General features: G+C 68.5%; 13 protein-coding genes. 4 read left to right on the top strand and 9 right to left on the bottom strand.

Annotated elements, in window-relative coordinates:
- Window positions 1-179 precede the first annotated feature (179 nt).
- On the bottom strand, window positions 180-2,375 hold the full coding sequence (locus CK951_RS17975) for a bifunctional diguanylate cyclase/phosphodiesterase (protein WP_157764648.1): 2,196 nt from the start codon (window positions 2,373-2,375) through the stop codon (window positions 180-182).
- A gap of 327 nt (window positions 2,376-2,702) precedes the next feature.
- Window positions 2,703-3,494, bottom strand: a complete 792-nt coding sequence (xth, locus tag CK951_RS17970) for an exodeoxyribonuclease III (RefSeq protein WP_096787601.1) — start codon at window positions 3,492-3,494, stop codon at window positions 2,703-2,705.
- Between the two features lie 230 nt (window positions 3,495-3,724).
- Between xth and CK951_RS17965 the strand changes: the two genes are divergently transcribed.
- The gene (locus tag CK951_RS17965; RefSeq protein WP_096787600.1) at window positions 3,725-4,042 is read left to right on the top strand and encodes an H-NS family nucleoid-associated regulatory protein; all 318 of its coding nucleotides are present in this window, start codon (window positions 3,725-3,727) and stop codon (window positions 4,040-4,042) included.
- Between the two features lie 193 nt (window positions 4,043-4,235).
- Here CK951_RS17965 and CK951_RS17960 read toward each other — a convergent pair whose 3' ends face one another.
- The gene (locus tag CK951_RS17960) at window positions 4,236-4,415 is read right to left on the bottom strand and encodes a hypothetical protein (RefSeq protein ID WP_096787599.1); all 180 of its coding nucleotides are present in this window, start codon (window positions 4,413-4,415) and stop codon (window positions 4,236-4,238) included.
- Window positions 4,416-4,782: 367 nt separating this feature from the next.
- Between CK951_RS17960 and CK951_RS17955 the strand changes: the two genes are divergently transcribed.
- Genes CK951_RS17955 through CK951_RS17945 form a run of 3 tightly spaced genes read left to right on the top strand, consistent with a single transcriptional unit; the run spans window position 4,783 to window position 9,086 of the window.
- Window positions 4,783-5,508 carry an ABC transporter ATP-binding protein gene (locus CK951_RS17955; RefSeq protein WP_096787598.1) on the top strand — a complete coding sequence of 242 codons (726 nt, stop codon included), beginning with the start codon at window positions 4,783-4,785 and terminating at the stop codon, window positions 5,506-5,508.
- On the top strand, window positions 5,505-7,868 hold the full coding sequence (locus CK951_RS17950) for an ABC transporter permease (RefSeq protein ID WP_232520784.1): 2,364 nt from the start codon (window positions 5,505-5,507) through the stop codon (window positions 7,866-7,868). The genes CK951_RS17955 and CK951_RS17950 overlap by 4 nt, the downstream gene beginning before the upstream one ends.
- A gap of 6 nt (window positions 7,869-7,874) precedes the next feature.
- Entirely contained in the window at window positions 7,875-9,086 is a 1,212-nt protein-coding gene (locus CK951_RS17945; RefSeq protein WP_096787596.1) for an efflux RND transporter periplasmic adaptor subunit, read from the top strand.
- A gap of 661 nt (window positions 9,087-9,747) precedes the next feature.
- Here CK951_RS17945 and CK951_RS17940 read toward each other — a convergent pair.
- From CK951_RS17940 to CK951_RS17915, 6 genes are read right to left on the bottom strand one after another with little or no spacing between them, the layout of a single operon-like run.
- Window positions 9,748-10,437 carry an HAD family phosphatase gene (locus tag CK951_RS17940; protein WP_096787595.1) on the bottom strand — a complete coding sequence of 230 codons (690 nt, stop codon included), beginning with the start codon at window positions 10,435-10,437 and terminating at the stop codon, window positions 9,748-9,750.
- A 31-nt stretch (window positions 10,438-10,468) separates the two neighbouring features.
- Window positions 10,469-11,530 (bottom strand): ABC transporter ATP-binding protein, encoded by a 1,062-nt coding sequence (locus tag CK951_RS17935; RefSeq protein WP_096787594.1) that lies wholly within the window; start codon window positions 11,528-11,530, stop codon window positions 10,469-10,471.
- Between the two features lie 12 nt (window positions 11,531-11,542).
- On the bottom strand, window positions 11,543-12,595 hold the full coding sequence (locus tag CK951_RS17930) for an NAD(P)-dependent alcohol dehydrogenase (protein ID WP_096787593.1): 1,053 nt from the start codon (window positions 12,593-12,595) through the stop codon (window positions 11,543-11,545).
- Window positions 12,596-12,599: 4 nt separating this feature from the next.
- Window positions 12,600-12,848 (bottom strand): DUF2160 family membrane protein, encoded by a 249-nt coding sequence (locus CK951_RS17925; RefSeq protein ID WP_096787592.1) that lies wholly within the window; start codon window positions 12,846-12,848, stop codon window positions 12,600-12,602.
- 3 nt (window positions 12,849-12,851) lie between these two features.
- Complete coding sequence (locus CK951_RS17920) at window positions 12,852-13,688, bottom strand: carbohydrate ABC transporter permease (protein WP_096787591.1); 837 nt, start codon at window positions 13,686-13,688, stop codon at window positions 12,852-12,854.
- Between the two features lie 4 nt (window positions 13,689-13,692).
- Entirely contained in the window at window positions 13,693-14,571 is an 879-nt protein-coding gene (locus CK951_RS17915) for a carbohydrate ABC transporter permease (RefSeq protein WP_096787951.1), read from the bottom strand.
- Window positions 14,572-14,577 lie beyond the last annotated feature (6 nt).

Genomic DNA, 14,577 nt, shown 5'->3' with positions numbered 1-14,577 from the left:
CGAGACTAGCACGAATGCAAGCGGCGGGCGATCACGATGGCTCGCGCGCGGGTCGAACTTGTGCAGTCGGACCGCAACCGGGTGGCGAGGGGCGCAGGCGGCACCGAGGCAGGATCCGACTGTCGGTCCCGCAACAGGGCGGCGGGCCTTCCGGCGGGCGACCGGCCGGGCGATCCCGATCAGGCGGATCGCTGGTTCGCGCCTCGGGCCAACGCGGCCAGCCGTCCTGCCGCCACCGGCGTGCCCAGCAGATAGCCCTGGAAGACGCGGCAGCCCATGCCGATCAGGATATCGTGCTGACGCTGGGTCTCGACGCCCTCGGCCGTCACCTCGAGTCCCATCGCGCGGCCCAGATCCAGCATGGCGCGCACCACCTCGTCGGTGCCATCACCGTAACCCAGCCGGCTGACGAAGGAGCGGTCGATCTTGATCACGTCGATCTCGTAGTCGCGCACGTATTGCAGCAGCGACTGGCCGGTGGCGAAGTCGTCCAGCGCGATCGTGATGCCGGTCGCGCGCAGGTCGTGCAGGTTCCGCCGGGTGTTCACCCCGGGATCGAGGTGGAAGTGCTCGGTCAGCTCCAGCTCCAGCCGCTGGGGCGGAAGCCCGGTCTTCCCCAGCACCCGCATCACCTCGGCGGCGAAGGATTCGGAGCGCAGTTGCATCGGCGAGACGTTGACCGCGACCTTCGGCAGCCCGGCCTCGACCGCCCCGCGGCAGGCCCGCTCCAGCACCCAGGACCCCAGCGCGTGGATGAGGCCGCATTCCTCGGCAACCCCGATGAAGGCGTCCGGTGTCGTCGCCCCCTCCGGCCCGCCCGGCCAGCGCGCCAGCGCCTCGGCGGCCACGATCTCTCCATCCCCGTTGAAGATCGGCTGGAACGCCACCTCGAGCTGGTCTTCGCTTTCCAGTGCGAGCCGCAGGGCGGTCTCGATCTCGCCGCGCCGTCGCAGGACGTCGTCCATCTCGGGCGTGAACAGCCGGAACCGCGCGCGGCCGTCCCGCTTGGCGCGGTAGAGCGCGGCATCGGCGCAGCGCAGGACCGCCTCCATGTCCCCGCCGATCCGGCTGGCGATGGCCACCCCGACGCTTGCGCCCACATGCGCCTGACCGGCCGCGAGGGTGTAGGGCTTCGAGAGCATATGGACGAGGCCGCCGCAGAAGGAGGAGATCGTCTCCTCGCCGCTCATGCCCAGCAGGATCACGCCGAACTCGTCGCCGCCAAGGCGCGCCACGGTGTCCGAGCTGCGCACCTGCTTGCGAAGCCGCACCGCCACCTGGCGGATCAGCTCGTCGCCGGCCGCATGGCCTAGCGTGTCGTTGATTGCCTTGAACCGGTCGAGATCGATGCTCAGCAGGGTGACCGAAGGCCCGCCGCGACGCTCGAAATCCAGCGCGCCGACAAGTGTCTCCTCGAAATGCATCCGGTTCGGCAGCCCGGCGAGCGGATCGTGGTTGGCCAGATAGCGCGCCTCGGCCTCGCTCCGGTGCAGCTGCTGCGACGCGATCCAGAGCCGGCGAAGCAGCCAGCCCAGCAGGCCCAGCCCGAACAGCACCGAAAGGCCGATGGCCGGGAGCATCTCGTGGACCATGCGCAGCCCGGGGCGGTTGGGCGTCCACTTCAGCCAGGTCAGCGTGTTGCCGGCGGCGTCCTTCACGGGATGGCCGATCGCGTGACTCCCGGTTGGCGGAGTCGGGTCGAAGGACGCCTGAGCAAGGTCGCCGGGCCGCGAGATCCGCCCCGCCATCGTGGCATCGAGGTTCTGCACCGACAGGTGCAGGAGCTCTGTTCCCGGCTTCTGCGGCAGCCGATCCGTCGTGGCCACGACCGGCGAGACCGCGACCAGCACGGGCCGCCCGTCCAGGCGGACCGCCTCGAGGATGCCAAGCTCGCTGACCGCCTCGGTCGAATCATCGAGACCGGCGCTCGCCGTTGCCATTTGGGAGCGCAGCCGCTGTGTGAGAGGTTCCAGATCCTCCGGAAGCCGCTGTCCCGGCGAAAGCGAGACCGTCTTCTCGTCCAGCGCGGCATAGCGGAGCAGTCCATCGGGACCGACGACATAGATCGCGTCATGGCCGTAATAGGTCTGCATCCAGACCCCGATGTTGCGCTCCATCCAGTCGGTGTTGCCGGCGCGGGTCTCGATCAGCGCCTCGTCCCAGATGGTGCAGACCCGCTGCTCCTCGCGGAGGCGGGCGAATTCCTCGGTGATCTTGGCCTTTGCGAAGCGAAGCTCGCGTTCGGCCGCGTCGGCGTCCACCTTCCTGACCGCGGCATAGCCGAGAAAGGCAACCATGATGGTCATGGCGCAGGTCGAGACAAGGATCGTCAGCACGATCTGAGCGGAAAACGACGAGGAGCGGGCCTTCAGCATCAGCAGTCCGTCATGGGGCCGGCGGAACGGCCGGATGGGGCGGCGCCGGTCGCCTTCGCGGACCCGCGGGGCGGCAGCGCCATTCCTGAAGTAGGATTGACCGGTCGGCCCGGGCAACTTCCACCGGGGCCAGACCTGCGGATGAGTTCGGGCACCCATCCTTTCGAGACCTCCACGTGATGCCGCGAAGGTTCGGGGCGGTGCTGCCCTCGCGGGACCAGCGGTTCGCGCGGCCTGCGGCGGCCGTCGGCTCACGCAGGCTGGGGCGTCCATGCAGAAGCCATGCGTGCCAGCCCTCGCGGCGATTCGGCCTCCAACGGGGCGGCGTCACATGCCGCGAGCCTTGCGATCCCTCTTCAGCTCGATCCAGGCGGGAGCATGGTCGCTGGCCCCGTCCCAGCCGCGGACGTGACGATCGACCCCGGCCGCCTTCAGCCGCGGCGCAAGCCGGGGGCTCAGCAGAAGATGGTCGAGCCGCAGGCCGGCATCGCGCTCCCATGCGTGCCGGACATAGTCCCAGAAGGTGTAGATCCGTTCCTCCGGGTGCAGGTGACGGATCGCATCCACCCATCCCTGCGCCAGAAGCCTTTCATACGCGGCCCGCACCTCGGGGCGAAACAGCGCGTCCTTCCGCCAACGCTCCGGCCGGTAGACGTCGAGATCGGTCGGCATCACGTTGAAGTCACCGGCAAGGACGACAGGCACCTCAAGCCGCAGGAGGTCCGCGGCATGATCGAGCAGCCGCGCGAACCAGGCCAGCTTCGCGTCGAACTTCGGCCCGGGCGCCGGATTGCCGTTCGGCAGGTAGAGGCAGCCGACAAGAAGACCCGCCACCGCGGCCTCGACATAGCGGCTCTGCCCGTCCTCCTGTTCGGGCAGGCCGCGGCGGGTGGGCACCGGCTCTGCCCCGCGCGCGAGAATCGCCACGCCGTTCCAGCTCTTCTGCCCATGCCAGACGGCGCCATAGCCCGCCCGGCCGATCGCTTCGGCCGGAAAACGTTCGGTGGCCGCCTTCAACTCCTGCAGGCAAACGATGTCGGGCCGGGCTTCGTCCAGCCAGCGCAGAAGCACCGGAAGGCGGCCGTTGACGCCATTCACGTTGAAAGTCGCGATCTTCATCCGCGGGATGTAGCGCCGGCCTTGCCTTCGTCACCTTGAAATGTTGCAATGCCGGATCATGTCCGCGGCCAATCCGCGCCCGGCACAGGATCAAACCGGCACCGGCTGGCAGGAATCGGCCAAAGCCGTCAGGGTTGAATCCGCGACATGCTCCTGAAAAAACGTCTTCGGATTGATTGCGGCTTTTGTTTGGCCTATGTAGCGTAAAACAGCAGAGGCAGGAGCGTGAAATGGCGGATATCAATCTCGACGACCTTTCCCTGAAGGAGCTGAAAGCGCTCCAGAGCCAGATTGCAAAGGCCATCTCGACGTTCGAGGAGCGCCGGAAGCGGAACGCCCTTTCGGAACTCGAGGATAAGGCCCGTCAATACGGGTTTACCCTTGCGGAATTGACCGGCACGACGGTGCCACGCAAGCGGGCGAGTCCCGGGGCAAAATTCGTCAATCCGGACAATCCTGCGGAAACCTGGTCAGGCCGCGGCCGCAAGCCGCGCTGGTTCGAAAGTGCGCTGGAAGCCGGGAAATCGGTCGATGATCTCCGGGTCTGATTGCCGGAACCGGAGGCGGGGCACCATCGAAAGGCGGATGCAGTTTCCGTCTGAAAGGATCAGTCGCGCAACCGCTCGTATCGCCTTGATCCGGCAATAAGCGGGCAGGTGTTCCTGCAAGGGCAGGGCTATCCGATCAGCCGAATGGATGAGCGGATAGCTCTGGGGTTCATGCCCGGTTGCGGCCCGGCTTTCAACGCCGGCTGGGGCGCCGGACTCCGCGGGCTTCGGCCCGACGGGCCATGATCAACGCCAGCGCCAGTCCGATCAGCAGGACCCAGATCACCGGCGGCGCAATGGTGGCCGCCATGAGGGCAAGAAACAGCGCGGCGGATGCGACAAGCGCAATCATTGCCTCGATCAGGATCAGCATGATGTCGTTCCTTCAAAATGCGACCGGGCCCTGAGCGTCGGACCCGGTCCACTCAAAGCATGCCGATGGCGCGCGGTAAATGTCCAGGATCAATCCGGCGCCTGCGTCGGGGCCTCGTTCTCTTGGCGTGACGCATGGACGAGAGTCTTGCCGGCATGGAATCCGACCAGCCCGGCAAGCGCGAAGAACGCCCGACCCGTCGTCCTGCTCCGCATGCTGTCCGGTCTCTGCCGGTGATGCGCACCGCTTGACCTGCCGCTGTTGACGGGGCGACAACCTTGGGACGCAATGGCTCCTGCACATGGGCCGCCCCGGGAACCCCTGTCGCCATCCAGGCGGCCGCCCGGACCGGTCCGAGGATGACGTCATGTCGCCGAGCATCGGAACGCGGGCGGTCGTGCTCTGCACGCAGGGCATCACCAAGGTCTATCGCACCGGCGCCGTGGAGGTTCACGCGCTGCGCGGCGTGGACGTCGCGCTGCACGAGGGCGAACTGGTGGTTCTGCTTGGCGCCTCGGGTTCGGGAAAGTCCACGCTGCTGAACATCCTCGGCGGGCTCGACACCCCGACCCGCGGCCGCGTGCTGTTCCGCGGCCGCGACATCGCCGGCCTTTCCGAGGCGGCCCTGACCGCCTTCCGCCGCGACCACGTCGGCTTCGTCTTCCAGTTCTACAACCTCGTCCCGTCGCTGACCGCGCGCGAGAACGTGGCGCTGGTCACCGAGATCGCGGTGAACCCGATGCGGCCCGAGGAGGCGCTGGAGCGTGTCGGGCTGAAGCATCGCCTCGACCACTTCCCGGCCGAGATGTCTGGGGGCGAGCAGCAGCGCGTGGCCATCGCCCGCGCCATCGCAAAGCGGCCCGAGATCCTGCTGTGCGACGAGCCGACGGGCGCCCTCGACAGCGCGACCGGCGTCACGGTGCTCGAGGCGCTGGTCGAGGTGAACCGCGACCTCGGCGCGGCCACCGCGATCATCACGCACAACGCGGGCATCCGGAAGATCGCGCACCGGGTGATCTATCTGGCCGATGGCCGCGTGGCCCGCATCGAGGAGAACGCCACGCGCGTCGCCCCCTCGGAGGTGACGTGGTGAGGGCGCTCGACCGCAAGATGTTGCGCGACCTGCGCCGGATCTGGGCACAGGCGCTGGCCATCGCGCTGGTGCTGGCCTGCGGGATCATGGTGCTGGTGCTGTCGAACGGCACGCAGCGGTCGCTGGTCGAGACGCGGGCCGCCTATTACGAGCGTCACCGCTTCGCCGATGTCTTCGCCGGCGCCACCCGTGCGCCCCTCGGCCTGGTCGACCGGATCGCCGCCATCGACGGTGTGGCGCTGGCCGAGCCCCGCATCGGTTTCGACGCCGTGCTTGATCTGGAGGGGATGGCAGAGCCCGCCACCGCACGCATCCTGTCGCTGCCCGCCTCGGGCCTGCCGGTGCTGAACGTGCCGCTTCTGCGGGCCGGCCGCCGGCCCGACCCGCTCGTCGCCGACGAGGTGCTGCTGGCCGAGCCCTTCGCCCTGGCGAACGGCCTGCGTCCCGGCGCCCGCTTCCGCGCGATCCTCGGCGGCCGGCTGCGCGAGCTGACGGTCACGGGGCACGTGCTGTCGCCGGAGTTCATATATACCATCGCGCCGGGCAGCATGATGCCCGACGACCGCCGCTTCGGCCTGATCTGGATGAACGAGGAGGCCGCGGCGGCGGCCGAGGATCTCGACGGCGCGTTCAACGAGGTGGTCCTGAGCCTGACGCGCGGGGCCAGCGAGGCCGCCGTGATCGAGGCGCTCGACCAGATGCTTGCGCCCTATGGCGGCACCGGGGCGCATGGCCGGGACCGGCAGGTGTCACACGCCTTCCTCGACAGCGAGCTGGAGCAGCTGCGCGCCATGGCGGTGATCCTGCCACCGATCTTCCTGATCGTTTCCGCCTTCCTCGTGAACATGGTGCTCGGGCGGCTGATCGCGCTTGAACGGCGGCAGATCGGCCTGCTGAAGGCGGTGGGTTATTCCACCGCCGTGATCGCGCGGCACTACCTGAAGCTGGGGCTGGGTATCGGCATCCTCGGGGTGCTTATCGGCTGGGCCGCCGGCTGGTGGCTGGGTCTTGGCCTGACCCGGCTCTACGCGGATTTCTTCCGCTTTCCCTGGCTGATCCATGTGCCCGGCGCCGGCGCCTTCGTGCTTTCGGGGGCGCTCGGGCTTGCGACGGTCGTGCTGGGTGCGCTGCGGGCGGTGCTGGCCTCCGTTCGGCTGCCGCCGGCGGTGGCGATGGCGCCGCCCGCGCCGCCGTTGTTCCGGCGCGGCTGGGTGGACCGGCTGGGCGGCGCGCTGCGGTTCCGACAGACCACGATGATGATCCTGCGCTCGGTCACCCGCTGGCCGGGGCGGGCAGCGATCACCGTCTTCGGCGTCGTGGCCTCGGTCGCGGTGCTGGTGGCCTCGTTCTTCACCTTCGATGCGATGGACGTGATGATGGACGAGATGTTCGTCCGGTCCAACCGCCAGGAGGTGACGCTGATGCTCGACGCGGCGCGGAATGCGGCGGCGGTGCAGGATGCGGCGAACCTGCCGGGGGTGACGCTGGCCGAGGGCGCCTTCGCCCTTCCGGTGCGGCTGCGGCACGGGCCCCTGTCGCGCCTTGTCGGCCTGCAGGGCCGCGCGCCGGAGGCCGTACTTGCCCGGCTGCTGGACGACCGGGGCAGGGTGGTGGCCCTGCCCGGGACGGGCCTCGTCATGGCCGAGTCGCTTGCGCGCGAGCTGCGCCTTGCGCCCGGCGACCGCGTGACCGTGGATCTGCTGGCGCCGCCGCGCGAGACATGGGAGGTGCCGGTCGTGGCCGTGATCCGCCAGTCGCTGGGGCAGGACGTGCACATGGCCGCGCCCGCCCTGTTCGCCCTGATGCGCCAGACGCCGCAGGTCAACCGGCTGCATCTTTCGGTGGAGGCGCGGGCCATGCCGGCGCTGCTCGACCAGGTCAAGCGCACGCCGGCCGTCGCGGGCCTTGTGATCTGGGCCGAGGTGCGTCGCCAGTTCGAGACGACCATGTCGGAAAACCTCCGCATCATGACGGTGATCTATTCCATCCTGGGCATGCTGATCACCATCGGGGTGATCTACAACGCCGCGCGCATCCAGCTGTCGGAACGTGCGCATGAGCTGGCGAGCCTGCGCGTGCTGGGCTTCACCCGTGCCGAGGTCGGCTATGTGCTGGTGGGCGAGGTGATGCTGCTGGCGGTGCTGGCCGTGCCGCTCGGCTGGCTGGCGGGCTACGGCTTCGCCGCGCTGATGGTGGAGGGGTTCTCGACCGACGTGGTGAGCCTGCCGCTGGCGGTGGCGCGCCGCACCTATGCCATCGCCGCGCTGATCGTGCTGGGCACGGCGCTGGTCTCGGCGCTGGCGGTTCGCCGGCGGCTCGACCATATCGACATCGTGGGCGCCCTGAAGGCGCGGGAGTAGGCGGCCATGGCGGCACGGGGCAGGCTGTTCATCGGGTTCGCGGCGGCGGCGATCCTTGGCGGGCTGGTCCTTGCGCTGCGCCCCGATCCGGTGCCGGTCGATCTGGCCGAGGTGGTTGTCGCGCCGATGGAGGTCACGGTCGAGGCCGAGGGCATGACCCGCGTGCGCGACCCGTTCGAGGTGACCGCCCCGATGACCGGCACGACCACCCGCTCGCCGGTGCAGGTGGGCGACCGGGTGCAGCGCGGCGAGACGGTGGTGGCGGTGATCCAGCCCGCCCTGCCGGGCTTTCTGGACGCGCGCGCCCGGCTGCAGGCCGAGGCCGCGGTGACCGAGGCCGAGGCCGCGCTGCGCGTGGCCGAAGCCAACCTTGCCCGCGCGGACACCGACCTGACCTATGCCGAGACGCAGATGGAGCGGAACCAGACCCTTGCCGGTCGCGGGATCGTCTCGCAGCGCGCGCTGGAGGAGGCCGAACAGCGCCTTGCCACCGCCCGCAGCGCCCATGCCTCGGCGCAGTCGGAACTGGAACTGCATCGCGCGACGCTGGCCCGGATGCAGGCGCAGCTGGTCGGCCCCGAGAGCACGGTCCAGACCGAGCCGACCGGCCCCTGCTGCGTCGAGATCCACGCCCCGCAGAGCGGCACGGTGCTGGAGGTCACGAGCCTCTCGTCGCGCCTCGTGCTGGCCGGCAGCCCCCTGCTTGCGATCGGCGATCTGGAGGATCTCGAGATCGAGGTCGACCTTCTGTCCTCGGACGCGGTGCGGGTGGTGCCGGGCGCGCTGGCCCATGTCGACCGCTGGGGCGGGGACGAGGTGATTTCCGCCCGGGTGCGGCAGGTCGATCCGGCGGCCTTCACTCGCATCTCCGCCCTCGGGATCGAGGAGCAGCGCGTGCGGCTGAGGCTGGACATCCTCACCCCGCCCGAACGGCGGCGGGGCCTTGGCGACCGGTTCCGCGTCTTCGTCCGGCTGGTGGTCTGGTCGGGCGAGAGGGTGCTGCAACTGCCGCAGAGCGCGCTGTTCCGCCACGAAGGCGGCTGGGCGGTGTTCCGCGAGGTCGAGGGTCGCGCGGTGCTGACCCCTGTCGAGGTCGGCCAGCGTCGGCCCGACCGGGTGCAGGTGCTGTCCGGAATCGAGGCCGGGGCGAAGGTCGTGGCCTATCCCGGAAACCGCGTGACCGAGGGCGTGCGGATCGCCGTCCGCACCGCCCGGTGAGTCCTCCGGCCTCCTGACCAAACCGCTCTGCTGGAGGTCCTCCTCGTCGTCGGGATCGTCGATGGCGACGCTGGCGGGATCGGGCGCGATCTCGCCCTCGCGCCCGTCACGGTCCCGGCCGTCGATCCTGCAGGCCGGATTGTCCAGCCGCGGCGTCCGGCCTCGGCATCCAGCCTTAACGCGACCCGAGGTGACGCCGGTCTGACGCGGCGGGTCGGCAGGTCGGACGGTCGAGGGGTCGGGAGGCCGTCGTCTTACCGGGGCCTGACGGCGTCGGTAAGGCAATCCTCAGGACAAGGGGACATGATGATGGGCAAGCGCCGCCGTCGCGCCGGATTCATGGAGGTCGTCATGCACCATCCCGCCCCGCCTGCCCGGGAGGCTTTCGCAGAGGTCAGCGCCGTGCAGGCGCCGGCAGGGTCGTGGCCACGCGAGGCACCCGCGCGTTGCCTGCATCTGGCGACCTCCCTAGCCGAGGGGGCGCCTGGCTGCCCGCTGACATGGTGCGACGCGCCCTGGTCCTCGGGCCGCACGGGTTGTCCCGTCGCGTAAGGTGCGGCATGTCCACGTGGAGGCCCGGCCATCCAGCCCGCGGCCCGTTCGAAGCGGCTGGGTCGGCGCGACCTGCGCGGGGGTCGGCGAAGCTGCGGCGGCCTCCGGCCTAGGGCCCGGTCAGGGCCTCGAAGGCGTCGTCGAGCGTTTCGATGACGGGTCTCGCCCCTGCTGCCGCCAGCACCGCACGATGCGCCTCACGGATCGGGTCGAGGTGTGATCCGCCGACGAAGCCGACCGCCCGCATCCCTGCCTCGCAGGCGCCCGCGACGCCGTGCGGCGAATCCTCCAGCACCGCGCAGCGTACGGGCGTCACGTCCAGTTCGCGTGCCGCCCGCAGGAACAGGTCCGGCGCGGGCTTGCCGCGTGCCACCTGCTCGGCGCTGAAGCCGCGGCCCTCGAAGCGGGGGGCGAGACCGCCGAGCCGCAGCGTCTCGTGCATCCGGCGGAGCGAGCCGCCGGTCGCGATGGCCACGGGCAGGCCCGCCGCCTCCAGCCGATCGAGCAGGCGAAAGGCGCCCTCGATCGGCCTCAGCTTCTCGGCATAGACCTGGAACAGCCGCGTCTCGACCCGGTCCACGAAATCCGCGGGCAGGGCCAAACCGCTCTGCCGGGTGATGTCCTTGCAGATGTCGGTCATCGAGACGCCGAGATAGGCGGCGCGGATGCTATCGGCCGAGACGTTCCTCAGGCCCGCGGCCCGCAGCTCTGCCGAGATCGCCTCGAGCGAATGCGGCTCGCTGTCCACGAGGCATCCGTCCAGATCGAAGATCACGGCAGAGATCGCTGTCCCGGTCACGGCTTGCGAACGCCTCCCTTGTCGTGCGCCGTCAGATGCGCTTTTCGCTCTGCCGGTCGAACAGATGCACCCGCGCCGGATCGATGTGATAGCCGATCTCGTCGCCCGGACGGGCCTGGATGCGGTCCTTCACGATTGCGTCGATCAGCTCGCCCCCCGAGCGGGCGAAGATCTGCGTCTCCGATCCGGTCGGCTCCAGCACGACGACCTTCACGGGGATCCCGCCCGGTCCGACCTGGATGTGTTCGGGGCGGATCCCGTAGGTGACCGCCTGGCCCTCGGCCGCGCGCGTCTCTGGCACGGGCAGTTCCAGCCCGCCCTCGGAGCGGAACACCTTCCGGCCGGCGGACGAGGCGATGCGGCCGTGGATGAAGTTCATCGACGGCGAGCCGATGAAGCCCGCCACGAAGATGTTCTGCGGGTTGTCGTAGAGGTCGAGCGGCGCGCCGACCTGTTCCACCCGACCGTCGCGCATCACGACGATCTTGTCGGCCATGGTCATGGCCTCGATCTGGTCGTGCGTCACATAGACGATGGTGGTCTTGAGCCGCTGGTGAAGCTCCTTGATCTCCAGCCGCATGGTCACGCGCAGCTTGGCGTCGAGGTTGGACAGCGGCTCGTCGAACAGGAACACCTGCGGGTCGCGCACGATGGCGCGGCCCATGGCGACGCGCTGGCGCTGGCCGCCCGACAGCGCCTTGGGATAGCGGTCGAGATACTTGGTCAGGTCGAGGATCTCGGCCGCCTTGCGCACCTTTGCGTCGATCTCGGCCTTCGGGCGGTTCGCCATCTTCAGCGGGAAGCCCATGTTGTCGTAGACCGTCTTGTGCGGGTAGAGCGCGTAGGACTGGAACACCATGGCGATGTCGCGGTCCTTCGGGATCACGTCATTGACCACCCGGCCCCCGATCGAGATGGTCCCGCCGCTGATCTCCTCGAGACCGGCGAGCATGCGGAGCAGGGTGGACTTGCCGCAACCCGAGGGGCCGACAAGGACGACGAACTCGCCATCCTCGATGTCGACGTTCACCCCGTGCATGACCTGGACAGCGCCGTAGCGCTTGACGACGTTGCTGATCTGGACGTTGGCCACGTCTGTTCCCCCTTACTGCGGCAATTCGATCTGCATCTTCACGTCCGCGGGCGGGGCGGAGGCCGCCACCTCGAAGGCGTGGACGCTGTCGTCGAACCCGAAGGTCCGGGTGATGAGCGGTTTGACGTCGATCGCGCCGCTCGCGAGCATCGCCACGCAGCGCGGGAAGACATGGGCGTAGCGGAAGATGTTCTCGACCCGCGCCTCGCGCACCATCGCCGCGCCCGCGTCGTAGGAGATCGGGTCGGGCTGGCCGCCGATCATCACCACGCAGCCGCCGGGGGCGAGGGGCTCGAACACGCTCGCCGCCGCGCGGGGCGAGCCGGTCGCCTCGAACACCACGTCGGCACCCCAGCCGTCGGTGTCGGCCTTGATCCGCTTCACGATGTCGTCGCTGCCCACGTTCACGCCGGTGATGGCGGGGCTCAGGCTTTCGGCGATCTCGAGCTTCTTCGGCGCGAGGTCGGTGACGTACACCCGCGCGCAGCCCCCCGCGAGGGCCGACAGTGCCGTCACGAGGCCGATGGGGCCCGCGCCCATCACGAGGCCGATGTCGCCGGGCCGAATCCGCGCCTTGGTCGCGGCATGGACGCCCACGGCCAGCGGCTCGACCATCGCGGCCTCGGCGAAGCTCACGTTGTCGGGCAGCTTGAAGGTGAAGGCTTCCGGATGCACGCAGGTCGGGCGCAGGATGCCGTGGATCGGCGGCGTGGCCCAGAAGCGCACGGCGGGGTCGATGTTGTACATCCCCAGCCGTGCGGCCTTGGAGTTCGGATCGGGAATGCCCGGCTCCATGCAGACGCGGTCACCGACCTTCAGCGTCGTGACCTGCGGCCCGACCTCGATCACCGTGCCCGAAGCCTCGTGGCCGAGGATCATCGGCTCGTTCACCACGAAGGGGCCGATGCGGCCGTGGGTGTAGTAATGCACGTCGGAGCCGCAGATGCCGACCGTATGCAGCTTGATGCGCACGTCGCGGGGGCCGAGCGTTTCTTCCTGACGGTCGATGTCGGGGAAGTCGCGCAGCGAGAGTTCGTCTTTCCGTTCGAGGACGAGCGATTTCATCCTGTCAGCCTTTCGAGATGATGAAAACGGCCAGCGCAACGGCGATGGCGTTGGAGATCCAGATCGACGGCCCCAGAGGCTCGATGAACCGGAACCAGAACAGCGACAGGGCGACCCAGATCACGACCGAAATGAACAGCCGGTCGAACCAGTTGGTCTCGATCGGCAGGAAGCCTGCCTTGGCGACCGGCGGGGGCGCCTCGTCCTCGAGGATGTCGATCGGGCCGGAGATGTCTTCGAGTTTCTCGCTCATGGCCTATCCTTTCACCGCGCCGAAGGTCAGGCCGGTCACGATGTGCTTCTGCACGAGGCTGAAGATGATCAGCGCCGGGATGAGGGTGAACATCGAGATGGCCGCCATGATGCCCCATTCGGTGCCCGTGGTGGTCACGTATTCCGAAAGGCCCGTGGTCAGCGTGCGGGCGTTGAAGTTCGTGAGCGTCGCGGCCAGCAGGTATTCGTTCCAGGCAAAGACCCAGGTCAGGATCAGCGTCACCGCAAGGCCCGGCCGGCAGAGCGGGAACACGACCTCGGTTATGACCTTCCACGGGCTTGCGCCATCGACATAGGCGGCCTCGTCCAGTTCCTTCGGGATGCCGTCGACGGTCGGTCGCAGGGTCCAGATCGCGAAGGGCAGGTTGAAGGTGCAGTAGACGAGGATCATGCCGATCCGCGTATCAAGCAGGCTGAAGTCGCCGATCCGGTAGACCTGCGTCATCAGCAGGAACAGCGGCAGCAGGAACACCGCGGGCGGGGCCATCCGGTTGGTGATGGTCCAGAAGAAGATCGACTCCTTCCCGCTCATGTTGAAGCGCGACAGCGCATAGCAGGCGAAGAAGCCGAGCGTGGTGCACAGCACCGCGTTGCCGGTCGAGATGATGAGCGAGTTCACCATGTAGCCGCGCAGCGTCCGGTCGTTCAGGACGTCGATGTAGTTCTGCCAGTAGACGTCCTTGAGCAGGATCTCCGGCGTCGAGAACAGCTCGACCGCGGGTTTCACCGAGATCACGAACAGCCAGTAGATCGGGAACAGGGTCAGGAAGCTGCCGAACACCCAGAACAGCATGTAGAGCCAGGGATTGCCCTTCTTCATCGCATCAGCCCTTCTTCGCGTTGCGGGGCGCGAGCATGCTCACGTAGAGCAGCCAGCAGGCCACGATGGTCAGGTAGAGGACGATCACCGACACGGCCGAGCCATAGCCGTAGTTCGTGCGCGGGAAGACCTCCTTGAAGATGTGCACGCCCACGTAGCGCGTGGCCGATCCCGGACCGCCGCCGGTCAGCATCAGCACCTCGTCCACGGTGCGCAGCGCGTCCATCAGGCGGATGAAGATGGTGGCGACCACGGCCGGCGCGATCATCGGCAGCGTGATGTGCCAGAAGATCTGCCGCTTGTTGGCGCCGTCGATCTGAGCCTGCTCGAACGGGTCGGGCGGCAGCGAGACCAGCGCCGCGATCAGGGTCAGGGTGACCAGCGGTGTCCAGTGCCAGACGTCCATCACCACGGTCAGGATGAAGGCGGCGGCGGCCGACTGGCCAATGTTCAGGTCATAGCCGAACCAGCTGTCGAGCAGGTTCGGAATGATGCCGATCGAGGGCGTCGTCATCAGCTTCCAGATCGAGCCTACGATGATCGGCGCCATGATCAGCGGCAGCGTGTGGATCGTGCGGAAGAAGGCCTTGCCCGGAAAGTCCTTCATGAAGGCCTGCGCCAGCGCATAGCCGATCACCAGCTCGGACAGGACCGCGAAGAACACGAAGGCGACCGTCACGCCCAGCGAGGCGAGGAAGCCCGCGTCGAACACCACGCGGCGGAAGTTGTTCGCGCCGCTCCAGACCATCTCGGGGTTCGCGGCGAAGGGGTTCCAGTCATGGAACGAGACGTAGAGCACGTAGATGAACGGCACGACGCCGAACAGGAACAGGATGAGCAGCGTTGGCAACAACAGCAGCCATCCGAGCATTCTGGATTGCATGGACAT

Origin of the sequence: Rhodobacter sp. CZR27 (assembly GCF_002407205.1) — a bacterium.
GTDB lineage: Bacteria > Pseudomonadota > Alphaproteobacteria > Rhodobacterales > Rhodobacteraceae > Cereibacter_A.
The sequence above is the reverse complement of the archived record's forward strand: the minus strand, read 5'-3'. Positions and strand labels throughout refer to the sequence as shown.